This window comes from Candidatus Allofournierella merdipullorum, assembly GCF_048426865.1.
Taxonomy (GTDB): domain Bacteria; phylum Bacillota; class Clostridia; order Oscillospirales; family Ruminococcaceae; genus Allofournierella_A; species Allofournierella_A merdipullorum.
The window spans coordinates 23,054-44,966 of sequence record NZ_DBFNWJ010000007.1; the positions used below are offsets into that span (position 1 = coordinate 23,054).

At 63.2% G+C, this 21,913-nt stretch carries 24 protein-coding genes and 2 tRNA genes; 16 read left to right on the forward strand and 10 right to left on the reverse strand.

From position 1 onward, the window contains the following. Positions 1–54: 54 nt before the first annotated feature. From rpmH to ACMNAY_RS01400, 9 genes are all read left to right on the forward strand, one after another. Complete coding sequence (gene rpmH / locus ACMNAY_RS01360) at positions 55–189, forward strand: 50S ribosomal protein L34 (protein WP_058963434.1); 135 nt, start codon at positions 55–57, stop codon at positions 187–189. 78 nt (positions 190–267) lie between these two features. After that, positions 268–600: a ribonuclease P protein component gene (rnpA, locus tag ACMNAY_RS01365; protein ID WP_418718098.1), complete on the forward strand. Its 333-nt coding sequence runs from the start codon at positions 268–270 to the stop codon at positions 598–600. Further along, positions 597–851: a membrane protein insertion efficiency factor YidD gene (gene yidD, locus ACMNAY_RS01370; RefSeq protein ID WP_418718099.1), complete on the forward strand. Its 255-nt coding sequence runs from the start codon at positions 597–599 to the stop codon at positions 849–851. Before rnpA ends, yidD begins: the two co-directional genes overlap by 4 nt. Before the next feature lie 103 nt (positions 852–954). Beyond that, positions 955–2,004 carry a YidC/Oxa1 family membrane protein insertase gene (locus ACMNAY_RS01375; protein ID WP_418718100.1) on the forward strand — a complete coding sequence of 350 codons (1,050 nt, stop codon included), beginning with the start codon at positions 955–957 and terminating at the stop codon, positions 2,002–2,004. After that, on the forward strand, positions 1,992–3,035 hold the full coding sequence (jag, locus tag ACMNAY_RS01380) for an RNA-binding cell elongation regulator Jag/EloR (protein ID WP_418718101.1): 1,044 nt from the start codon (positions 1,992–1,994) through the stop codon (positions 3,033–3,035). Before ACMNAY_RS01375 ends, jag begins: the two co-directional genes overlap by 13 nt. 435 nt (positions 3,036–3,470) lie before the next feature. Continuing rightward, positions 3,471–4,838, forward strand: a complete 1,368-nt coding sequence (gene mnmE / locus ACMNAY_RS01385; protein WP_418718102.1) for a tRNA uridine-5-carboxymethylaminomethyl(34) synthesis GTPase MnmE — start codon at positions 3,471–3,473, stop codon at positions 4,836–4,838. A gap of 39 nt (positions 4,839–4,877) precedes the next feature. After that, positions 4,878–6,797 (forward strand): tRNA uridine-5-carboxymethylaminomethyl(34) synthesis enzyme MnmG, encoded by a 1,920-nt coding sequence (gene mnmG, locus ACMNAY_RS01390; RefSeq protein ID WP_418718103.1) that lies wholly within the window; start codon positions 4,878–4,880, stop codon positions 6,795–6,797. Further along, the gene (gene rsmG, locus ACMNAY_RS01395) at positions 6,794–7,501 is read left to right on the forward strand and encodes a 16S rRNA (guanine(527)-N(7))-methyltransferase RsmG (RefSeq protein ID WP_394977423.1); all 708 of its coding nucleotides are present in this window, start codon (positions 6,794–6,796) and stop codon (positions 7,499–7,501) included. Before mnmG ends, rsmG begins: the two co-directional genes overlap by 4 nt. Positions 7,502–7,689: 188 nt before the next feature. Beyond that, positions 7,690–8,523 (forward strand): ParB/RepB/Spo0J family partition protein, encoded by an 834-nt coding sequence (locus tag ACMNAY_RS01400; RefSeq protein ID WP_418718104.1) that lies wholly within the window; start codon positions 7,690–7,692, stop codon positions 8,521–8,523. 160 nt (positions 8,524–8,683) lie between these two features. On the opposite strand, the gene ACMNAY_RS01405 is transcribed toward ACMNAY_RS01400, so the two are convergent. After that, positions 8,684–9,157 (reverse strand): hypothetical protein, encoded by a 474-nt coding sequence (locus ACMNAY_RS01405; protein WP_418718105.1) that lies wholly within the window; start codon positions 9,155–9,157, stop codon positions 8,684–8,686. A 365-nt stretch (positions 9,158–9,522) separates the two neighbouring features. On the opposite strand from ACMNAY_RS01405, the gene ACMNAY_RS01410 reads away from it, so the two are divergent. The 5 genes from ACMNAY_RS01410 (at position 9,523) to ACMNAY_RS01430 (ending at position 12,855) form a co-directional block, all read left to right on the forward strand. Beyond that, positions 9,523–10,284, forward strand: a complete 762-nt coding sequence (locus ACMNAY_RS01410) for a ParA family protein (protein ID WP_418718106.1) — start codon at positions 9,523–9,525, stop codon at positions 10,282–10,284. A 15-nt stretch (positions 10,285–10,299) separates the two neighbouring features. Next, positions 10,300–11,169, forward strand: a complete 870-nt coding sequence (locus ACMNAY_RS01415; RefSeq protein ID WP_394968886.1) for a ParB/RepB/Spo0J family partition protein — start codon at positions 10,300–10,302, stop codon at positions 11,167–11,169. 15 nt (positions 11,170–11,184) lie between these two features. Beyond that, positions 11,185–12,492: a serine--tRNA ligase gene (serS, locus tag ACMNAY_RS01420; protein WP_418718107.1), complete on the forward strand. Its 1,308-nt coding sequence runs from the start codon at positions 11,185–11,187 to the stop codon at positions 12,490–12,492. A gap of 122 nt (positions 12,493–12,614) precedes the next feature. Further along, positions 12,615–12,691 (forward strand) — tRNA-Met (locus ACMNAY_RS01425). 89 nt (positions 12,692–12,780) lie between these two features. Beyond that, positions 12,781–12,855, forward strand: a tRNA-Glu gene (locus tag ACMNAY_RS01430). Between the two features lie 199 nt (positions 12,856–13,054). Here ACMNAY_RS01430 and ACMNAY_RS01435 read toward each other — a convergent pair. The 8 genes from ACMNAY_RS01435 to ACMNAY_RS01470 all read right to left on the reverse strand — a co-directional run bounded on the left by ACMNAY_RS01435 (position 13,055) and on the right by ACMNAY_RS01470 (position 18,469). Further along, the gene (locus ACMNAY_RS01435; protein ID WP_418718131.1) at positions 13,055–13,672 is read right to left on the reverse strand and encodes a zinc-ribbon domain-containing protein; all 618 of its coding nucleotides are present in this window, start codon (positions 13,670–13,672) and stop codon (positions 13,055–13,057) included. After that, complete coding sequence (locus ACMNAY_RS01440) at positions 13,594–14,187, reverse strand: zinc-ribbon domain-containing protein (RefSeq protein ID WP_418718108.1); 594 nt, start codon at positions 14,185–14,187, stop codon at positions 13,594–13,596. Before ACMNAY_RS01440 ends, ACMNAY_RS01435 begins: the two co-directional genes overlap by 79 nt. Before the next feature lie 164 nt (positions 14,188–14,351). Continuing rightward, the gene (locus tag ACMNAY_RS01445; protein WP_418718109.1) at positions 14,352–14,729 is read right to left on the reverse strand and encodes a hypothetical protein; all 378 of its coding nucleotides are present in this window, start codon (positions 14,727–14,729) and stop codon (positions 14,352–14,354) included. Positions 14,730–14,889: 160 nt separating this feature from the next. Beyond that, the gene (locus ACMNAY_RS01450; RefSeq protein WP_418718110.1) at positions 14,890–15,444 is read right to left on the reverse strand and encodes a DNA-3-methyladenine glycosylase I; all 555 of its coding nucleotides are present in this window, start codon (positions 15,442–15,444) and stop codon (positions 14,890–14,892) included. 15 nt (positions 15,445–15,459) lie between these two features. After that, positions 15,460–15,960 carry a methylated-DNA--[protein]-cysteine S-methyltransferase gene (locus tag ACMNAY_RS01455; protein ID WP_394977407.1) on the reverse strand — a complete coding sequence of 167 codons (501 nt, stop codon included), beginning with the start codon at positions 15,958–15,960 and terminating at the stop codon, positions 15,460–15,462. Continuing rightward, positions 15,957–16,637, reverse strand: a complete 681-nt coding sequence (locus ACMNAY_RS01460) for an HAD family hydrolase (protein ID WP_418718111.1) — start codon at positions 16,635–16,637, stop codon at positions 15,957–15,959. The genes ACMNAY_RS01455 and ACMNAY_RS01460 overlap by 4 nt, the downstream gene beginning before the upstream one ends. A 22-nt stretch (positions 16,638–16,659) precedes the next feature. Next, a complete protein-coding gene (locus tag ACMNAY_RS01465) occupies positions 16,660–18,060 on the reverse strand; it encodes a PH domain-containing protein (RefSeq protein ID WP_418718112.1) in 1,401 nt (466 codons plus the stop codon). A gap of 1 nt (position 18,061) precedes the next feature. Beyond that, positions 18,062–18,469 (reverse strand): PH domain-containing protein, encoded by a 408-nt coding sequence (locus tag ACMNAY_RS01470; protein ID WP_418718113.1) that lies wholly within the window; start codon positions 18,467–18,469, stop codon positions 18,062–18,064. A gap of 176 nt (positions 18,470–18,645) precedes the next feature. On the opposite strand from ACMNAY_RS01470, the gene ACMNAY_RS01475 reads away from it, so the two are divergent. Then, on the forward strand, positions 18,646–19,467 hold the full coding sequence (locus ACMNAY_RS01475; protein ID WP_418718114.1) for an undecaprenyl-diphosphate phosphatase: 822 nt from the start codon (positions 18,646–18,648) through the stop codon (positions 19,465–19,467). A 27-nt stretch (positions 19,468–19,494) separates the two neighbouring features. Next, a complete protein-coding gene (locus tag ACMNAY_RS01480) occupies positions 19,495–20,619 on the forward strand; it encodes a DUF362 domain-containing protein (protein ID WP_418718115.1) in 1,125 nt (374 codons plus the stop codon). Between the two features lie 523 nt (positions 20,620–21,142). Here the strand turns inward: ACMNAY_RS01480 and ACMNAY_RS01485 are convergent. Further along, positions 21,143–21,724 carry a hypothetical protein gene (locus ACMNAY_RS01485; protein WP_418718116.1) on the reverse strand — a complete coding sequence of 194 codons (582 nt, stop codon included), beginning with the start codon at positions 21,722–21,724 and terminating at the stop codon, positions 21,143–21,145. Between the last annotated feature and the right edge of the window lie 189 nt (positions 21,725–21,913).

The window sequence follows — 21,913 nt, forward strand, 5'->3', positions numbered from 1 at the left end:
CAAAACTCAAAAACCCGCCCCCCGGGCGCGGGGAGCTTATAGGAGGAAATAAAAATGAAAAGAACTTTCCAGCCCAAGAAGCGTCAGCGCAGCGGCGTGCACGGTTTTCTGAAGAGAATGGCTTCCAAGAACGGCCGCAAGGTCATCGCCGCCCGCCGTGCCAAGGGCCGGGCGAAGCTGTCTGCCTGAAATAGCGCCTTCTGAAAAAAGGCAAAACACGAAGGTCACTTGTTGCAGGTGGCCTTCTTTTTCCATATCGAGGAGACCATGAGATACCGCCCCATCACCAAAAACAAAGAGTTCTGCCGCGCTTATGCCCGGGGCAAGGCCTTCGTGCACCCAAAGCTTGTGCTGTATGTGAATAAGAACCGCCTGGGCCGCACCCGGGTGGGCCTCACCGCCACCAAAAAAATAGGCGGCGCGGTGCAGCGCAACCGGGCCAGGCGGGTGATGCGGGCTGCCCTTTACCAGACGCTGCCCTACGACGTGGGAAGCTACGACCTGGTGTTCGTGGCCCGGGGGCAGACGGTGCGCTGCAAAAGCGGCGAGGTGGCCACGGCGGCCGCCCAGCTTTTGAAAAAAGCGGGGCTTGTGCAATGATCGCCCGGCTGCTCATCGCGCCCATCCGCTGGTATAAAAAGTATATTTCGCCGTGTCTTGGCAACAACTGCCGCTTTCGGCCCACCTGCAGCGAATACGCCATTCAGGCTCTCACCGTCCACGGGGCGGCCAAGGGCCTTGTTTTAAGCGTGTGGCGCATTCTGCGCTGCAACCCCTTCTGCCGCGGCGGCTACGACCCCGTGCCCGAAAAGGGCCGCTGGGTCAGCAAAAAGCGGAACCTCTTCCGCTGAAATTTCATCTGCTTCTTGTGACTTCACGGTTTGCGCCCGCCGGAGTCCTTCGAACCAAAAAATAAACAGCCCCGGCGCGCAAACGGGGCGGAATGGAACAACTATGGGATTTTTAGGTTTTCTTGGCACCCCCCTGGGCTACGTGCTGCAGTGGATGTATGACCTCTTCGGCAGCTACGGCTGGGCGCTGATCGTCTTCACCGTGGCCGTGCGTCTGCTCAGCTTCCCGCTGCAGATCGGCCAGCAGAAGAACACCGCCCGCATGGCGGCGTACCGTCCGATGATCGAGGAGATCCAGAAGAAGTACGCCAAAGACCGGGAGAAGCAGAACGAGGAGCTCATGCGCCTGCAGCAGGAGTACGGCTACAACCCCACCGCCGGCTGCCTGCCCATGTTCGTGAACTTCTTCATCATGTTCGGCGTTATTGAGGCGGTTTATTACCCCCTGCAGCACATCCTGCACATCAGCAAGGACGTGCTGACCCAGATCGCCGGCATCCTGGACATGACCTACACCTACACCACCAACACCGCCATCATCCAGATGGTGCAGAAGGGCACTCTGCCCGCTGAGGCCTCCGCTCTGCTCACCCCCGAGCAGCTGGAGAACATCAAGAACTTCAACGTCATGTTCATGGGCATGGACCTCACCGTCAAGCCCGAACTGGCCTTCAACATCCTGCTGCTGTTCCCGGTGCTCAGCGTGGTCACCATGGCCCTGAGCAACATCATCATGATGAAGTCCAGCGGCCAGGAGCTGCAGGGCAGCATGAAGTGGATGCCCTGGATGATGAGCCTGATGTTCGTCTGGATCGCCTTCACCGTGCCCGTGGCCTTCTCTCTGTACTACACCGTGTCCAACGTGCTGATGCTCATCACCAGCATGATCACCCGTAAAATGTACGACCCTGAGAAGATGAAGGCGCAGGTGGCCGCCGAGATCGAAGAGAAGAAAAAGGCCAAGAAGGCCAAGAAGCAGGTCAAGGTCGTGGACGAAAAGACCGGCGAGGAGAAGCTGAAGGAAGTCACCGAGGCGGAGATGAACCGTCTGCGCATCGAGCGCGCCCGCGCCATCGACGCCGAGCTGTACAAGGACGAGCGCACCACGCCCCTGAACGCAAAGACCGGGGAGGAAGAATCATGCGAGAAGTGATCGTTGCCGGCAAAACCGTTGAGGAAGCCACCGAGAAGGCCTGCCTGGAGCTGGGCCTGCCCCGGGAGGAAGTGAGCATCGAAATTCTGGAGATGCCCACCCGCAAGCTGTTCAAATCCACCCCCGCCAAGGTGAAGGCCACCGCCGACGAGGCCGAGGCCCCCGCCGCGGAGGAGAAGCCCGCCGCGCCGAAGGCGGAGGTGAAACCCGAGGCTCCCAAGGCCCCCGAGAAGGAGCCCGAGGCCCCCAAGGCCGAGCCGGTTGTTGCGGAAGAAGCCGCCGCTCCCGCCCAGGAGGCTGCGGAGGAGAAACCGGTCACCGAGGCCCAGCAGGCGAAGCTGGACGCCGCGGTGGCGTACCTCAAGACGGTGTTCGCCGCCATGGGCGCGGGCGAAGTGACCGTGACCACCTCGAAGCAGGGCGAGGCCTGCATCATCCGGGTGGAGGGCGACGACGTGGGCATGCTCATCGGCCATCGGGGCGAGACGATGGAGAGCCTGTCCTACCTTGCCAGCCTGGTGGCCAACCGGCTGCCCGGCGAGTACATCAAGCTGGGCCTGGACGTGGCCGGCTACCGCGGCAAGCGGGAGAAGGACTTGGAGGCCCTTGCCCGACGGATGGGCGCGAAGGTTGCCCGCACCGGCCGCAGCTGGGCCATGGACCCTATGAACCCCTACGAGCGGCGCATCATCCACTCCACCATCAGCGGCATGGAGGGCGTGCGCAGCGAGTCCAAGGGCGAGGGCGCTGACCGCCGCGTGGTCATCTACCCCACCGACCCCCAGGCTGCCGGCACCGCCTTCGAGCGGGAGCGCCGCGGTGAGCGTGGCGGCAGAGGCGGCCGTGGCGGCCGCGGCGGCAAAGGCCGTGGCGACAAGGGCCGCAAGGGCGGCGAGCACCGTTCCAGCGTGCCCGCCCGCGAGTTTGCCGACACCCCCCGCGAGGAGGGCGCGGCGCCCATGGCGCCCAAGCGCACCCAGCTGATCGACGACGCCGAGGGCTTCGCTCTCTACGGCAAGATCGAGCTGTAAAAACAGAACAAAGGTTTTCCGTCCGGCCCGGTTTGGGCCGGGCGGTTTTTGTTTTTGGGAGGGGAGAGGGGTTTTCCACATCCGTTGGGCGGGCTTGGGGAAAATGTGACCCGGTCTTTGTTTGCGTCCGCCCGGGCCACCGCCCAGCCGAGAGCGGAGCCCGGGCCTCCCCACGTAGTGCGCATCAGAACGGACATTTTCCGTCGGCGTGGAAAATGTCCGAGATGCCGCGTGCGGTGGGGAGGAACCGGGCAAAGCGTTTCCGCAAAACTATTCTTCTCTTTGCCGGGCGGACGCAAAAAGGGCGGCAGGCTTGGGCGAAACGGGAGAGGGTCGCCCTGCCTGTCCCGCCGCCCCCTTGCCCCCTCGGCGGCGCTGTGCTAAAATAAATCGGATATACCCAAAAATGCGGTTTGGCAAAAGGAGGCGTTTTTCATGGCCGAGACCATCGTGGCGCTGGCCACTCCCCCCGGGGCGGGCGGCATCGCCGTGGTGCGCCTGTCCGGCGAGGATGCGCTGGCAGTGGCGGCGAAAGTGTTTTTTCCACACAACGCCGCCAAGAAAGTGGAAAACGCAAAGGGCTATACCGCCCTCTATGGAAACTTCATGGTAAACGGCAAACCTCTGGACGACGGGGTGGCCCTGTTCTTCCGCGCGCCCCACAGCTACACCGGCGAGGACGTGGCGGAACTGAGCTGCCACGGCGGGCCGGTGGTGGCCCAGAGCCTCATCGACGCCTGCATCGCCGCGGGGGCCCGCCCCGCGGGGCCGGGGGAGTACACCCGTCGGGCCTTTCTGAACGGGCGCATCGACCTGACCCAGGCGGAGGCAGTGATGAGCCTCATCGGCGCGGCAGGGAGGCAGGGCGCGGCCCTGGCCCGCACGGCCCTGGACGGCGCGCTGGCAAAGCGCATCGAGGGGTTTAAACAGCAGCTGGTGGCCCTGGCGGGGCACATCGCCGCCTGGGTGGATTTCCCCGAGGAGGACGTGCCCGCCCTGGAGCCGGAGGCCCTCTCCGCCACCCTGGGAGAAGTAGAGGCCGGCCTTTCCGACCTCATCAAGAATTTCGGCGCGGGCGCCGTGCTGCGGGAAGGGGTGGACGCGGCCATCGTGGGCAGCCCCAACGTGGGCAAGAGCACCCTTCTGAACCTGCTGGCGGGCTTCGACCGGGCCATCGTCACCCCCATCGCCGGCACCACCCGGGACGTGGTGGAGCAGGCGGTGATGCTGGGCGGGGTGCGGGTCACTTTGCGGGATACCGCCGGCCTGCGGGACACCGGCGACGTGGTGGAGGCCGAGGGCATCCGCCGCAGCCGCCGCGCCATGGAGGAAGCGGGCCTGGTTCTGGCCGTGTTCGACGGCTCGGCCCCCCTCACCGAAGAGGACAAGCAGCTGGCGGCGGTGTGCGCCGGCCGGCCGGCCATCGCCATCGTGAACAAGAGCGATTTACCCCAGCAGTTTGACCCGGCGGCCATTGCCGGCAGTTTTTCTGAAATTGTCACTCTGGCGGCGGGCCGGGGCGAGGGTGCGGAACTCTTAGGCGAAGCGGTGCGCCGGGTGCTGGGTGTGGCGAACCTCGACCCCAGCGCCCCCTGCCTTGTGAGCCAGCGGCAGTACGCCGCCGCCTGCGAGGGCCGCGCGGCGCTGGAAGAGGCGGAGAACGCCCTGGCCGGCGGCTTCGGGCTGGACGCGGTGAGCGTCTGCGTGGACGACGCCCTCTCCGCTCTCTGCCGCCTCACCGGCGAGGACGCCTCCGACGCGGTGGTGGAGGAAGTGTTCTCCACTTTCTGCGTGGGCAAGTAACGATGCAAGTAACATTGATGTTTGAAAGGGGGGCCACGAATGGCTTCCGACACAAAAGGTCTCGTCCATCTGGGCGATTTTGATGTAATAGTCGTGGGCGCGGGCCACGCGGGCATCGAGGCCGCGGCGGCCGCCGCCCGGCTGGGTGTTTCCGCCGCCCTGTTCACCCTTGGGCTGGACGGCATCGGCAACATGCCCTGCAACCCCAGCATCGGCGGCACCGCCAAGGGCCACCTGGTGCGGGAGATCGACGCCCTGGGCGGCGTGATGGCTCTGGCCGCCGACGCCACCACCCTCCAAAGCCGGATGCTCAACCGGGGCAAGGGCCCTGCGGTGCACTCCCTGCGGGCGCAAATTGACCGGCAGGCCTACCACCGGTTCACCAAGGAATATCTGGAACACGTCCCCGGCCTTTCCATCAAGCAGGCCGAGGTGGTGGACATTCTTATTGAAAACGGCCGGGTGAAGGGCGTCTGCACCCGCCTCCACGGGTTTTACGGCGCGAAGGCGGTGGTGCTCTGCACCGGCACCAATCTCGCCGGCAGGATTTTCGTGGGCGACGCCAGTGTGCCCAGCGGCCCCGACGGCCAGCACGCCGCCACCCTCCTGGCCGAGAGCCTGCGGGCGGCGGGCCTGCCCATGCGCCGCTTCAAGACCGGCACCCCCGCCCGGGTGCACCGGCGCAGCATCGACTTTTCGGTGCTGGAGCGTCAGCCGGGGGAGGAGCCGCCGGAGCCCTTCAGTTTTCTCACGCCCCCCGGCGGCGTGAAGAACCAGGTGGACTGCTTCATCGCCTGGACTAACCCCGAGACCCACAAGGTCATTCAGCAAAACCTCCATCGCTCGCCCCTCTACGGCGGGGCCATCGAGGGCATCGGCCCTCGCTACTGCCCCAGCATCGAGGACAAGGTGGTGCGCTTTGCCGACAAGGACCGCCATCAGATTTTTGTGGAGCCCTGCGGCCCGGACACGGAGGAGATGTACCTCCAGGGCATGAGCAGCAGCCTGCCCGAGGACGTGCAGATCGCCATGTACCGCACCATCCGGGGCTTTGAAAACATTGAAATCATGCGCCCGGCCTACGCCATCGAGTACGACTGCATCGACCCCCAGGCCCTGCGCCACACTCTGGAAAGCCGGGCGGTGGCGGGCCTTTACGGCGCGGGCCAGTTCAACGGCACCAGCGGCTACGAGGAGGCGGCGGCCCAGGGCCTTTTGGCCGGCGCCAACGCCGCCCTGGCGGTGCTGGGCAAAGAGCCCATGACCCTGCCCCGCTACACCTCCTATCTGGGCACCCTGGTGGACGACCTGGTCACCAAGGGCGTGATGGACCCTTACCGCATGATGACCAGCCGCAGCGAGTACCGGCTGACCCTGCGGCAGGACAACGCCGACGAGCGCCTCACCCCCATCGGCCGCAAGTTCGGCCTGGTGGACGACGAGCGCTGGGCCGCCTTTGAAAAGGCGATGGAGGTAAAAGCCGCCGAGGAGAAGCGGCTGGCCTCCACCACCGTGCGGGCGGCGGATCTGAACGCCGTCACTGAAAAAGAGGGCCTGCCCCCGGTGGAAAAGGGAGGCACGGCGGCCCAGCTGCTGCGCCGCCCGGAGCTGACCTATGACCACATCGCGGCGGTCATCGGGCCCGGTGAGGGCGTGGACAGCCGCATGGCCGGCCGCATCGTCACCGAGATAAAATACGAGGGCTACATCGCCCGGCAGCAGCGGGTCATCCGGGAGACAAAGCGGCTAGAGAGCCAGCCCATCCCGGCCGACTTCGACTACGCGCCGCTGGAGGGCCTGCGGCTGGAGGCGAGGGAAAAACTGCAAAAACTGCGCCCGGCGGACATCGCCGCCGCGGGCCGCATCCCCGGCGTGTCGCCGGCGGACATCGCTGTTCTCTCGGTGGCCGTGGCCGCCGCCAATGCCAAAGCAAGAAGGGAAGGGGAAACCGACCAATGATCGACAAACAGCGCCTTGCGGCCAAGTGTGCCGCCGAAGGTGTGACCCTCACCGGCGAAATGCTGGACAAGCTGGACAAATACGCCGAATGCCTGGTGGAGTACAACCAGAAGGTGAACCTCACCGCCATCACCGACCCGGAGGGCATCGAGGACAAGCACTTTGTGGACAGCCTGCTCTTCGCCGCCCGCCCCGAGGTGGCCGGCAAGCTGGTGGACGTGGGCACCGGCGCGGGGTTCCCCGGCGTGGTGGCCAAAATCTACAAGCCCGACCTGGAGCTCACCCTGATGGAGCCCACCGGCAAGCGGGTGGATTTTCTGCGCTGGGTCTGCGGCGAGCTGGGCCTTACCGGCGTGGAGTTCGCCAAGGAGCGTGCGGAGGAAGCGGCCCGCAAACAGTGGCGGGAGGCCTTTGACGTGGCCTGCGCCCGGGCGGTGGCGGCCCTGCCGGTCCTCAGCGAGTACTGCCTGCCCCTGGTGAAGGTGGGGGGCGTGTTCATCGCCCTGAAAGGAGCCAGCGGCGAGGAAGAACTGGCCGCCGCCAAAAACGCCATCGCCAAACTGGGCGGCGCCTGGAAGGAGACTTCCCGTCTGAAGCTGCCCGGCGGCGACGAGCGGTGCCTGATTTTGTGCGAAAAGATTTCGCACACTTCGACCGTTTACCCCCGCAACGGCGGAAAGATCGCAAAAGCCCCCTTGAAGTGACCCGCCAAAGGGCGGATACCGTCGCTTGGTGTAAATGGAAAATACTGGAAAATATCGGATGTTCGTGGTATACTTTCCCTGCAAGGGAAGGAGGGCGAAGAAGCCCGCCTTGCCTTGCAGGAAGGGAAAATGAGCCGCGGGCGTCCGTTTTTTTGCGTCCGCCCGCCCCAGGGAAGGAGAAATGCCCCATGCTGACCGCGAGACCGAAGGTGCAGGGAAAGGTGCTGCTTTTGCCGGTGGAGAAGATCGTCCCCTCGGCCCACCAGGCCCGCACCCATTTTGACGAGCAGGAAATTGCCCGCCTTGCCCTCAGCATCGCCCAGAACGGCCTGCTGCAGCCGGTGAGCGTGCGCCCGGGCCGGGAAAAGGGCGAGTACGAGCTGGTGGCGGGGGAGCGGCGGCTGCGGGCCTGCAAGCTGGCGGGCCTTGCGGAGATACCCGCCATCCTCACCCAGCGGGACGAGAGCCAGTCGGCGGCGCTGGGGTTACTTGAGAACATCCAGCGCCAGGGCCTCGACCCCTTCGAGCAGGCCCGGGGCATCCGGGAGGTCATCACCCTCTGGGGCTGCACCCAGGAGGAGGCAGCCAAGCGGCTGGGCATTGCCCAGCCGACCCTGAACAACAAGCTGCGGCTGCTGGCTCTCTCCGACGAGCAGCAGAACTATTGTATCGCCAACGGCCTCACCGAGCGCCACGCCCGGGCGGTGCTTCGCCTGCCGGAAGCCGAGCAGCGCAGCCGGGCGCTGGCCCGCTTTGTGGAGAAGAAGATGAACGCCCGCCAGGCGGATGAGTACGTGGAGCAGTGCCTCGAGCAGAAAAAGCCCGCCCGCCGCCGCCCGGTGCCCATGGTGCGGGACGTGCGCATCTTCGTGAACACCATCAACAAGGCGGTGCGGCTGATGGTGGATGCCGGCGTGCCCGCCCGCACCACCCGCAGGGAAGGGGAGGGCTTTGTGGAGTACACCGTGCGCATTCCCACCGAGCCTGCCAAAAAGACCGCCGGCGCGGGCTGCTCGGCTTAAGCAGCGGACAAGCCTTTGCCACAACCATTTTCATGCCCTTAACAATCCCGGAGCCTTCGTCCGCGCACTGCGGCGGGGGCTCCGGGTTTTTGCGTGCAAATGTTCCACGTGGAACAATGAAAAAAGCCCCGGAGAAAACTCCGGGGCAAAATCGAAGAGGTCAGGCTACCCGCCGTCCAAAGGGAATGAACAGCAGCGGCGCAAACTGGGCGAGAATGGTGGCGGCGGGCAGGGGAAGGGAAAGCTGCATCAAAAGAGACGCAAGGTTTCCGGTCCAGCAGTAAAACCGGGACAGAAAGAGACTGACCTCCAGCGGAAAGGAGGGAAGGAAAAGCTGGGCCAGAACAATGGCCAGCATCGGCAAAATCAGCAGCGCTGCCGAAGCCGCAATTTCCCGCCGCGTCATCGAGCGGAAAGCCCACAGTCCGCCCGCCAGCAGAACAGCAAAAATCAGCACTGCCTGAAACAGCACAGAGCGCACGGGGTCGGTGGAGACTTCGATGGTGCCGTTTTCGCCGACGGTGCGATTTACATAAATCAGTGCGCCCGGAAAAATGGTCAGCCAGTAGCAAGCAAGACTCGACAGAAGGCAGAACACGGGCACGCGCCAGAGGGTACCAATGCGGATATTCATGGGCGACCTCCTTATCTTGTGATTCTGCTTGAAGTATATCATCCCCCAGTAAAAAGGAAAGCCTTTGCAAAGAGGGGCAGCGGAGAGCGACGCAAAATGTTCCACGTGGAACATTCAAACCGCAAACTTCCCGCCAAAACAATGTTCCACGTGGAACATTTCCGCAAAAAACTCTTCGAGCCGCCGGCCATTGGACACTACATATAGAGAAACACCCCGCAAATAGGAGCTTTTTTGGCCCGACCACAAGATATTGCCCGTTTCAAAAGCGGCCCGGCTGTGCTATAATAACAGGCACAGCCCGTTTTTTTCGGGGCCGGCGGCTTTGCCGGCGCATCAGCACACTGAACAAGAGGAGAACAAACGTGGGCAAGATCATCGCGGTTGCGAACCAAAAGGGCGGCGTGGGCAAAAGCACCACGGCGGTCAATCTGGCGGCTTGTGTGGCCGCCCAGGACAAAAAAGTCCTTATTGTGGACCTGGACCCCCAGGGCAACACCACCAGCGGCTACGGCGTTTCCAAGAAAAACGTCCAGGCCAGCGTCTACGAGCTGCTCATCGGGGAGGCAAAGGCTGCCGACACCATCATTCCCACCCAGTACAAGGTGGACCTCATCCCCTCCAACATCCAGCTGTCCGGCGCGGTGGTGGAACTGGTGAACCTGCCCAAGCGGGAAAGCCGCCTGCGTCAGGCATTGGCTCAGGTGGCCGGCAATTACGACTTCATCTTCATCGACTGCCCGCCCAGCCTCGATCTGCTCACCCTCAACGGCCTGTGCGCCTGCGATTCGGTGCTCATCCCCATCCAGTGCGAGTTCTACGCCCTGGAGGGCCTGTCCGAGCTGATGAGCACCCTCAAAACCGTGCGCAAGATGTACAACCACTACCTTGAGATCGAGGGCGTGGTGTTCACCATGTACGCCGGGCGTCTGAATTTGACGCTGCAGGTGGTGGAGCAGGTGAAAAAGTTCTTCGGGGACAAGGTCTACAAGACCACCGTGCCCCGGAACGTGCGGCTTTCCGAAGCGCCCAGCTTCGGCATGCCCATCAATTACTACGACCCGGTGAGCAAGGGGTGCGAGGCCTACAGCGAAATGGCCGCCGAATTCCTTGCAAACAACCGGTAAAAGGGGGAAAATAGGATGGCAGTGAAAAAGGGAGGCCTCGGCCGGGGGCTGGAGAGCCTCTTCGAGGACGCCGCCCGGGACGTGGGCGGGCCGGTGAGCACCCTGCCCCTGCGGGAAATCGAGCCGGACAAGGACCAGCCCCGCAAGGACTTCGACGAGCAGGCCCTCTCCGAACTGGCGGACAGCATCGCCCGCCACGGCCTGCTGCAGCCCATCGCGGTGCGGGCGGCGGCCGGCGGGGCCTATAAAATCATCGCCGGCGAGCGTCGCTGGCGGGCCGCGCGGCTGGCGGGCCTTTCCGAAGTGCCGGTGGTCATCAAGGACGTCACCGACGCCGAGGCTATGGAGCTGGCGCTCATCGAGAACCTCCAGCGTGAAGACCTGGATCCGGTGGAGGAGGCCATGGGCTACCGCCAGCTGATGGAGCGGTGCGAGCTGACCCAGGAGCAGACGGCCCAGAAAATAGGCAAGAGCCGCAGCGCGGTGGCCAACAGCCTGCGCCTTCTGAACCTGCCGGAGGATGTTCTGACCTTTTTGAAGGAGGGCAAGCTCTCCACCGGCCATGCCAAGGTGCTGCTGGGCCTGCCGGACGCGGCACTGCAGAGCCAGGCCGCCGAAGCGGTGGTGGGGCAGAACCTGAACGTGCGCCAGACCGAGGCGCTGTGCAAAAAACTGGTAAAGCCGGAAAAACCGGCCAAACCCCAGCCTCTGCGCCCTGCGCTGGCGGGCGAGGTGGAATATGCCCTGCGCCAAGTGCTGGGCAGCGAGGTAAAGGTGGACTACAAAAACGGTCAGGGCAGCCTGACGGTGCACTTTTACTCGGACGAGCAGCTGAGCGCCTTTGCGAATCTGCTGGGCGGCTACAATAAGGAAGAAAACAAGTAAAAGGGGAGTAGCGACATGCTGGACATTCGATTTGTGCGGGAAAATCCCGACGCCGTGAAGGAGAACATCAAGAAGAAATTCCAGGAGCAGAAACTGCCTCTGGTGGACAAGGTCATCGAGCTGGACACCAAAAACCGTGCGGTGATGACCGAGGCCAACGCCCTGCGCGCCGAGCGCAACACCCTCTCCAAGCAGGTGGGTATGCTGATGGGCCAGGCCAAGAAGGACCCCTCCAAGCTGGCCCAGGCCGAGGCGGCCAAGGCCAAGGTGACCGCCCAGGCCCAGCGCCTGGCCCAGCTGGAGGCCGAGGAGGAGAAGCTGGAGGGCGAGATTCGCGACATCATGCTGGTCATCCCCAACATGATCGACCCCTCTGTGCCCATCGGCCCGGACGACAGCTGCAACGTGGAAGTGCAGCGCTTCGGCGAGCCTGTGGTTCCGGAGTTTGACATTCCCTACCACACCGAAATTATGGAGAGCTTCGGCGGCATCGATCTGGACAGCGCCCGCCGTGTGGCCGGCAACGGCTTCTACTACCTGCTGGGCGACATCGCCCGCCTGCACGAGGCGGTGCTGGCCTACGCCCGCGACTTCATGATCAACAAGGGCTTCACCTATGTCATCCCGCCCTTCATGATGCACGGCGCGGTGGTGCAGGGCGTTATGAGCTTCCCCGAGATGGACGCCATGATGTACAAAATTGAGGGCGAGGACCTCTACCTCATCGGCACCAGCGAGCACACCATGATCGGCCGCTTTGTGGATCAGATCATCCCCGAGGGCAAGCTCCCCCTGACCCTCACCAGCTACAGCCCCTGCTTCCGCAAGGAGAAAGGCGCCCACGGCCTGGAGGAGCGGGGCGTTTACCGCATCCACCAGTTTGAGAAGCAGGAGATGATCGTGCTCTGCAAGCCGGAGGAGAGCATGGACTGGTACGAGAAGATGTGGCGCAACAGCGTGGAGCTGTTCCGCAGCCTGGACATCCCCGTGCGCCAGCTGGAGTGCTGCTCCGGCGACCTGGCTGACCTGAAGGTGAAGAGCTGCGACATCGAGGCCTGGAGCCCCCGCCAGAAGAAGTACTTCGAGGTGTGCAGCTGCTCCAACCTTGGCGAGGCCCAGAGCCGCCGGCTGAAGATCCGCGTGAAGGGCGAGGACGGCCGCAACTACCTGCCTCACACCCTGAACAACACCTGCGTGGCGCCTCCACGCATGCTGATCGCCTTCCTGGAGAACAACCTCCAGGCGGACGGCACGGTGAAAATTCCCGAGGTCCTGCGGCCCTACATGGGCGGCAAGGAGCTGCTGGTGCCCGAGCAGAAGTGAAAAACGGCGGGGGCGGCAAATTTTTGCCGCCCCCGCACTGTTTCTGCCCAAAAAAGTATTGACAAGCCCTCACTCTTTCAGTATAATATAAAAGCGCCTTTCAAACAGGTGCAACTGAATATGGCGGTATAGCTCAGTTGGCTAGAGCATTCGGTTCATACCCGAAGTGTCACCGGTTCGAATCCAGTTACCGCTACCAGATACAAGGTTTAGCTACGATACATGGGGGTCGCCCGCAGTAGTGGACGATGTGTTTGCTTGCTGTCGTAGCTAAGCCTTGTATAATATGGCCCGTTGGTCAAGAGGTCAAGACATCGCCCTTTCACGGCGGTAACCCGGGTTCGATTCCCGGACGGGTCACCAGAAAGCCGGCAGACGCTTTTGCGTCTGCCGGCTTTCCCTATATCCCGGATTAGACCGGCGGGCGAGGGGTTCGGATTTAATGAGGAAGAGGCGCAGAAATCTCTGCGCCTCTTCCATTTATTTGTAACGGGCCAAACAAGTTTGTCGTTTTTGATTGATTGACAGAGAAAGCATTTGGAGGTTAATAAAAAGTTTAATCTCACCGATAAAAGTTTCTGCTCAAATAGAAGTCAATCATCGTGACGCTTTTTTCTGGAACATTTTGGGCAGCCAGATCCTTTTGTGCGGTAAGTAATAGCAGTTTGCCTTCATGCCCACATTTGGAGCATTTCCACCATGCCTTTTTTCCGCTTCCAGGAAGTAGCTGCTTCGGATCCAAGTTTGTATTTTTGTGAAAGTCCCACTCTTTCAGCAACTCGGGGTATAAGGTTGCCAAGTCGTTTACTCCGCTTTTGGGAACCCGCCCGCTGCAACAGGGACAGCCGGAACCTTTCTTTCGATTGTTGGGACTGGCCTCCCATTCATGACTGCATCGCAGGCAACGCCACCAAACGGGCTTAAAATGCCCTGCTGAGATATCATTCGGAGACAGTGTTCCGTTTTTCGTCGGATGCCATTCTTTTGCCAAATCGGGCATCGTTTCGGCGAGTGAACCTACTCGATTTACAACCTGTTTGGTAAAAGAAATTCCACGCCGGCTTTTAGAACACACCGCACAGCCGTGTCTTCCTGGCCGTGTCATACTATTAATGCTGCATTGCCACTCATGACCACAGTCCGGACATTTCCAATATCCAACTCCATGGAATGCTCGAATATTTCTTTATATCTGTTGATCGCATCAGGATATAGTTTTTTTACATAGAAAAGAATGGCCTGCTCCGGAAAGGAAGTCTGACTCTTTGCGTTACAAATGGGGCATCTGGTATCATCACTGGTTCTATCGTGAATTGTAGCCTGATATTCATGTCCCAGCGGACATAACCACCATACTTTTTTCCCACTTCCTGCTGTTATGTCGAACGGAGTCAGATCACCGTTTTTTATGGGGTGCCATTCTTTTGCCAAGCGAGGATTTACGGTTGAAAGATCGTTAAATCCTTTTAACGCTTTATGACCTGAGCAGTAGGGACAAGAATATCCTCGATTGGTGCGTTTAATAATAGACTGCTCATAGGCGTGACCCTTTTCACAAAGCCACCAAACCTTTTTTCTGCTGCCAGCAGTTACATCGTGTGGAGTTAAATTGCCGTTTTTTTCGTAATTCCACTCGCTTGCCAAGTTGGGATATTTCGCAGCCAAATCATTTTCGCCCGTTATCAATCTGGCCATAATTACCTCCCGGGATAAAATAAGCAGTTTAGTATTACTATACCACAAAAAAGGACAGAGCACTGCGCTCGCTCGCTTTAGAAAAGGACATACAATTAAATTTAGCTCTGGATTTCCATGGAAAAAGGATATGCGCGGGTGTTGCATCTGCTGGTTTTTTCTGCTCAGTGAAAGACCACACGCCGCACGCGGCCGGGCAGGCCGGCCAGCAGGGTGCGGGGAGAAAAGACCACCTGCTTGATCCAGACGCCCTCACAGGAGAGGACCAGCAGCAGGTGGAGCCGGTCGTCGGAGGGAAGGTGGGCGGCCCGGGCGGGCAGGCTCACCTCGATTTGTTGGGTGTGCCCCCGCACCAGACCGCGCCGGAAGGCGAGGCACAGGGTGGTGAGAGGATGGAAGAGGACGTTGCAGTGGCCCAGCCACCGCCAGGCGGCGTAGATCACCGTTTCATTGGGCAGGTCCGGCCCGCCCGGGGCCACTGTGGTTTCGGAGGTGGTGTACACGTTGCAGGGAATGCCTTCGTATTCGATCATGCGGGTCATAAGCGTCTCCTTTCGCTGGACGAAAAATGAAAAAATGGCACACTGGTCCCGTCGACCAATGTGCCATTTCCGATATTCTGTTGTTTCGTCCCCCGAAAGGGGTACCCTAATTATACCACACCGGGGCGGCGCGCGTCAACGAAAATCATTGAACCGCCCCTCACGGAGCCAGAAAACACCCCGGCTCGTGGCCGTTGATGACCCCCGCCGCCTGCAGGTAGGCGTAGACCACCGTGGTGCCCACGAAGGACATGCCCCGGCGTTTTAGGTCGGCGGAAATTTCGTCCGAGAGGGGAGAAAAGGCCGGGCCGTACTCGATGACGGGCTTGCCCCCGGTCCAGTGCCAGAGCCAGGCGTCGAAGCTGCCCCACTCCTTTTGAATGTCCAGAAACACCGCCGCATTCTTTACTGCCGCCCTGATCTTGCGCTGGTTGCGGATGATGGCGGCGTTTTGGGTCAGCTGCGCCTGCTTTTCCTCGTCGAAGGCCGCCACCTGCTCGGGATAAAAGCCCTCGAAGGCCTGGCGGAAGGCGGGGCGCTTGTTCAGCACGCACTCCCAGGACAGGCCCGCCTGAAAGGTCTCCAAAATCAGCAGCTCAAACAGGGCCCGGTCGTCGTGCAGCGGCACGCCCCACTCTTCATCGTGGTAGGCGATGTAGGCCGGGTTTTTCGGGTTCGCCCAGCGGCAGCGGGGCTTTCCGTCCAGCCATTCCATGGCAGAGCCTCCTTTTCAAGGGCGGAAGGGAATGCCCTCCAGCCGCAGAAGAAATATCTTGTTTTCCAGCCCGCCGCCGTAGCCGGTGAGGCGGCCGTCCGCTCCCAGCACCCGGTGGCAGGGCAGGAAGATGGAGATGGGGTTGCGGCCCACCGCGCCGCCCACCGCCCGGGCGCTCATCTTCGGGATGCCCCGGGCCGCCGCAAGGGGCGCGGCCAGCGCGCCGTAGCTGGTGGCCGCGCCGTAGGGCACCGCCGCCAGCTGCCGCCAAACCTCCTGCTGAAAATCCGTGCCCTTCGCCGCCAGCGGCGGAGTGGGGCCGGGGTCCCGGCCGGAAAAATAGACCGCGAGCCAATGTTGCGCCTCGGCCAGCACCGGGTCGTGGGTGCTGCGGGGCGGCTCGGCGGGGATGGGGGGCAGAAACCGCCCCCGGGTGAACCAGCAGCCGGTGAGGGCGCCGCCCTGGGCCGTGAGCCAGAGGGGGCCCACCGGACTTTCAAGAAGCAGGCCGTTCATTCCCGGGCCTCCCCGGTATGTACCTCGCCTAGGATGTACCGGGCAAGCTCTGCGGGGCTGGACGCCAGCATCTCGGCCCCCGCCGCCGTCAGTTCTTCTTTCGTGCGGAAGCCCCACAGCGCACCCGCACCCGGCAGACCGGCGTTGTGGGCGGTGTGGATGTCCACGTCGCTGTCCCCCACAAAGAGGGTGCGGCCTTCCTCCGCGCCCATCCGCTCCAGCAGGCGGTGCAGCGCCGTGGGGTCGGGCTTCACCGGCACGCCGGGCACCGCCCCCTGCACAAACGCAAACCGCCCGGGGAAATAGTGCTCCATGACTCCCTGGGCCAGGGTGTGCTCCTTGTTGGTGAGCACGCCATAACGCACCCCCGCCGCCGTCAGCCGGTCCAGCATTTCTTCAATACCGGGGTAGGGGGCGGTGGTGTCCTCCTTGTGGGCGGCGTACCGGGCGCTGAATTTGGCCAGAACCTCTTTCTGGCTGGCCTCGTCCCGGGCCGTTTCCGGCACGAATCGCTGGCACAGCTTCGGGATGCCGTTGCCCACAAAATAGCGGTATTCGTCCAGCGTGTGCTCCGGCCAGCCGTTCTCACGGCAGACGTAATTGGCCGCGTCCGCCAGATCCTGCAGGGTGTTCAGCAGGGTGCCGTCCAGATCGAATACCACAGTATCGTAACGCATTGTTTCGACTTCCTTTCTCTCGTCAGGGTACAAGTTTCAGCCGCACCGCCCGGGCGTGCTTCACCTGGCGCACCCGCACCTTGGCGCGGCAGGGCAGGCGGGCGATGAGATCGCACCGGCCCACCCCTTCCGAAAAGGGCGTTTGGCGGCAGGTGAGGGAAAAATCCGCCGTGAGCAGATAGACCGTGTGCCGGGTGTAGCCCCGGGTGAACTGCATCGCCAAGGTGCCATTGGGGGCCTGCCACACGCCCTCGGTGATCCAGGCCTCCAGCCCCGCCAGCAAAAGCCCCAGGCAGAACAGCAGCGGCAGGGCCAGCATCGGGGTGAACCGGGGCATCCGCCAGAGGCTCACCCCCATCAGGGCGGCGCAGAAGGCAAAGGACGCGCCCCCCTTCCACAAAAACACCGGCAGGCTGCGTCCGGCCAGCAGTTCCGGGGCGTAGGGCGCGGGGGAGAACTGGGGCACCAGCGCCTGCACCAGCGCCGCCGCCCCCGGCTTGCACACCAGCACCGGGATGTCGCCGCCCCGGTAGCTGCCCGCGCTCAGATACACCGCCCGCCGGCCCAGCAGCCGCCCCACCGGGGTGAGGCGCACGTCGCAGGCGCTGATGGCCGCCGCGGCGATGCGCCGCTCGGTGTGGTTCACATGGCCGCCCTTGGCCAGAATGACGCCGCCGCTGCGGCACACCCTAAACCCCGCCGTGGACAGCAGCGACCAGAACAGCGCCACCCCCCACAGGGCGAAGCCCAGCGTCACCAGCCAGGCAGCGCCGGCGGGCAGCACCAGCTCCAGCAGCTTTTCCACCTGGGCCAGCTGGCCCAGGGCCAGGTCGTTCAGTTTCTGCTCCAGCCCCGCGCCCAGGATGCGCCGGGTCTGCCGCAGGCTCACCAGCACCAGCGCGCCGGTGGCGGCGATGTTGGCGCTGAGCATGGTCAGCCGCGCCCGCTCCGCCCGGGTGGGGGCGAAGAGCACCGCCTCGGAGTTCACCGGCAGCAGCGTTTCCGCCAGCGCCGCCGCCTGCCGCCGGGGCAGGTAGAAGGTGGCCTTGTTGGCGCCCCGGCCCCGGGCCATGTACACCGTCACCCGGCTGGCCCCGGCGATGCGCAGCCACAGCGGCCGGGCCTGTTCCAGCACCGCGATGTCCCGGCGGGCAAAGCTCACCCGGCGGCGCACCAGAATGCCGGTGTCCAGCACCAGCGCCTTGTCGGTGAGGGCAAAGCCCACCCGCCGCCACAGCACCGCCCCCAGCGCCGCCATGGCGATGAGGATGACCGCGTCCTGCCGCAGCGCCCGGTACAGGCTTTCCAAATCGAAGTCCAGCAGCGCCTGCACCATGGGAACAATGCACAAAATCAGGCCGTAACGTATAATCTTTAAAATATATACAATATGGAAATGACCTTTGAGGCGGATGTCCTCCATGTCAGCCTCCTTGCAGATAAGAAAGCAGGCTGTCGGCGTCCTCGTCGGACAGGCCGGGCAGCACCAGCAGCGACCCGCTGGTGGACAGCACCAGCACACAGCAGCGGCACAGGCGCAAAAGGGGCGTGGAGAAGCGGCCGCTGGCGCTGACCCAGCGGGTGGGGACGCGGCGGCTGACCTTGAACAAAAGGCCGCTGCTCATGCGTACTTCGCCCAGAGTGACGCTGCCCTCGAAACTCTGCAGGCGGGCGGGCAGCCACCCAAGGCACAGCCCCAGCCAGAAGGCGGCGAACACGATGCCCGCGCCGACGCTCTGCCAGAAGATGAAGGGAGCGGCGGCAGCCCCCGGGATGAGGGCCCACAGGCAGACCACCGCAGAGCCTTTTTTGTTCAGCGTGAAACGCACCATGGGGCAGCGCCTCCTTTCGGGAAGTTACAAAGGGCAAATTCTTCCCCGATTATACCCGATTGCACCGGGAAAAGAAAGGGGAGCGGCGGCGGGTTCTGTTTTGGAAAGAATTGTGGTATAATGCAAAAACAGAAAAGGGCGGCCATGAGCCCCCGCAGTTCAAAAGGAGAAAACCGATGGAATACCTGAAGGTCATTTTATACGGCATCATCGAGGGCATCACCGAGTGGCTGCCCATCAGCAGCACCGGCCACCTCATCCTGGCGGAGAAGCTGCTGGCGCTGCCCTATTCGGAAGCTTTTCTGAGCATGTTCCGGGTGGTCATCCAGCTGGGAGCCATTCTGGCGGTGGTGGTGCTGTATTTCCCGCGGCTGTGGCCCTTCACCACCGACCCGCGCCATAAGTACCAGCGCCCGGCGGTGTGGCAGCTGTGGTTCAAAATTCTGGTGGCCACTCTGCCGGCCATGGTGCTGGGCCTGCTGCTGGACGACTGGCTGGACGCCCACCTTTATAATTATATCACCGTTGCGGCCATGCTCATTCTTTACGGCGTGTTCTTCATCCTCATCGAGAACCGTCACCGCCGGCCGCTGGTGCGCCGGATGGACCAGCTGACCTACCGCCATGCCCTCATCATCGGCTGCTGGCAGGTGCTGGCCATGATCCCCGGCACCTCCCGCAGCGGCGCCACCATCGTGGGCGGCCTGCTGCTGGGCCTTGCCCGGCCGGTGGCGGCGGAGTTCACCTTCTTTCTCGCCATCCCGGTGATGGCCGGAGCCAGCGGCCTCAAGCTGGTGAAGTTCCTGGCCGACGGCGGCACCTTCACCGGCGGCGAGGTGGCGGCGCTGGCTCTGGGCTGCGCGGTGGCCTTTGTGGTGAGCGTGGCGGCCATTCGTTTTCTGGTCAGCTTTGTGCAAAAGCACAATTTCAAGGTCTTTGGCTGGTACCGCATCGCCCTGGGCGCGGTGGTTCTGGCGGCGGCCTTTCTGGGATTCTGATTTTTGGTGTAAGGAGTGTAAAACAAGATGGAAAAAGCAAAGGTTTATTACAGCGATCTGCGGGCAAAGCCCGGCCTGAACCTGCTGCAGAAGCTGCAGCGGCTGGTGCGTGCGGCGGGGCTGGACACCATCGACATGCAGGACAAATTCGTGGCCATCAAAATTCATTTCGGCGAGCCGGGCAACCTGTCCTACCTGCGGCCCAACTACGCCAAGGCTCTGGCGGACGTCATCAAGGCCCAGGGCGGCCGGCCCTTCCTCACCGACTGCAACACCCTCTATGTGGGCCGGCGCAAGCACGCCCTGGAGCACATCGAGGCGGCCTATGAGAACGGCTTCACCCCGCTGTCCACCGGGTGCCAGGTCATCATCGCCGACGGCCTCAAGGGTACCGACGAGGTGGAAGTTCCGGTGGCGGGCGGCGAGTACGTGAAGGAGGCCAAGATCGGCCGGGCCATCATGGACGCGGACATCATCATCAGCCTGAACCACTTTAAGGGCCACGAGTCCACCGGTTTCGGCGGCGCTTTGAAGAATCTGGGCATGGGCAGCGGCAGCCGCGCGGGCAAGATGGAGCAGCATTCCTCCGGCAAGCCTCAGGTGGATCAGGAGCTGTGCCGCGGGTGCCACGCCTGCGCCAAGGACTGCGCCCAGGGCGCCATCTCCTTCGACGGGGCGAACAAGGCTTCCATCGACCACGACAAGTGCGTGGGCTGCGGGCGGTGCCTGGGCCGGTGCAACTTCGACGCCATCTCCTGCCCCTCCGACGCGGCCAGCAAGCTGCTGAACTGCCGCATCGCCGAGTACGCCAAAGCGGTGGTGGACGGGCGGCCCAACTTCCACATCAATCTGGTCATCGACATCTCCCCCAACTGCGACTGCCACTCGGAGAACGACGCGCCCATCATCCCGGATGTGGGCATGTTCGCCTCCTTCGACCCGGTGGCGCTGGACCAGGCCTGTGCCGACGCCTGCAACAACATGCCCGTTCTGCCGGACAGCCAGCTGGCGGACAACCTGGCCACCCCGGGCTTCTGCTCCTGCGGCGACCGCTTCACCGACAGCGCCCCCATCACCCATTGGCAGTCCGCCCTGGAGCACGGCGAGAAGATCGGCCTGGGCACCCGGGAGTATGAGCTTGTGAAGGTGTGAATTCTGGTATAAACCTGGAATAAAATTACAAATTGTATAAAAAGCGGCCCTTTGCCCCGGTGTTTTTGGGGGGTGAAGGGCCGCTTTTTTGCGCGGGCGGGGGAGATGAGCAGGGGAGCGCTCTTTTTGCGTCCACCCAGGGGCACCCACCCTCGCACGCGGCATCTCGGACACTTTTCACGACGAAGAAAAGTGTCCGTTCTGATGCGCACTAAGGGTGGTGCCCCTGGGCTGCCGGGCCGGGTGCGGGAGGAAGACAGCGCCGCGGCCACCCCTCGCCAAATTACTGACACCCCGCGCCGCCCGGGCAAAGAGAAGGATAGCTTTGCGGAAACGCTCCACCCGGCCCTCCCCACCGCACGCGGCATCTCGGACACTTTTCACGACGAAGAAAAGTGTCCGTTCTGATGCGCACTAAGGGTGGTGCCCCTGGGCTGCCGGGCCGGGTGCGGGAGGACGGGCGGCGCTCTCCCGGTTCCGCCCCAAAACAAACCGCCCCGGAGGAATCCCTCCGGGGCGGTTTTCAATCTTCTTCCAGATACTGCTCCACGGCGCAGGTCAGCCGCTCGAAACAGGCGGGGGTGTAACGGTCGTAACCCTGGGGGTCGCCCGCGTCCGCCAGCAGCGGCAGCTGGCCGGGCAGGTCCCGCACCATCGCCCAGGCCTGCTCCTCCACCATCGGCCAGTTGGCCCAGAACTGGCTCTGCCGCTCCGGGTCCAGCCCCGCCAGCCAGCCGCCCAGATGGGCCGCCATGGCGTCGATGGAGCTGTCTTTGGCATTCGCTTCGGCCCAGTCCAGCAGGTCGGCGGCGGCGATGGCCGTTTTCAGGCTCACCCCCGCCTCTCCCTCGCCGAAGGAGACGCAGCCCCCCAGCGCCGCCGTCAGACCCTCCGGGTCCTGCACCGGCGCGGCCTCGGGCCGTCCTGCCGCCTCCTGGGCCTCCGATCCATCCCCGGAGGCCGGCGGCAGCGAGTCGGCTCCCGCCGAGGCGGCGGGGGAGGGCAGCGGCGGGGCGGAGGGCTCCGTGGAGGGTGCCGCCCCCGGCACGGTGCAGGCCGCCAGCATCAGAAAGGCCGCGCACACCATCAGCCAAAGTTGTCTCATCCCGTTGCCTCCTCCCGCACGGCAGTGCCGCAGTTTACTTTGTGTTTAGTATACGCCGCACAAGGCGAAAAATACACACCGCCACCGCGGCAAATCCCAGCGCCAGCGCGCTGACCGCCCAAAAGGAATGTTTCTTCTTTTCCATTTCAAAGCCTCCTTGCGCCCTCGCCGCCCTGCCGTTGACGGCAC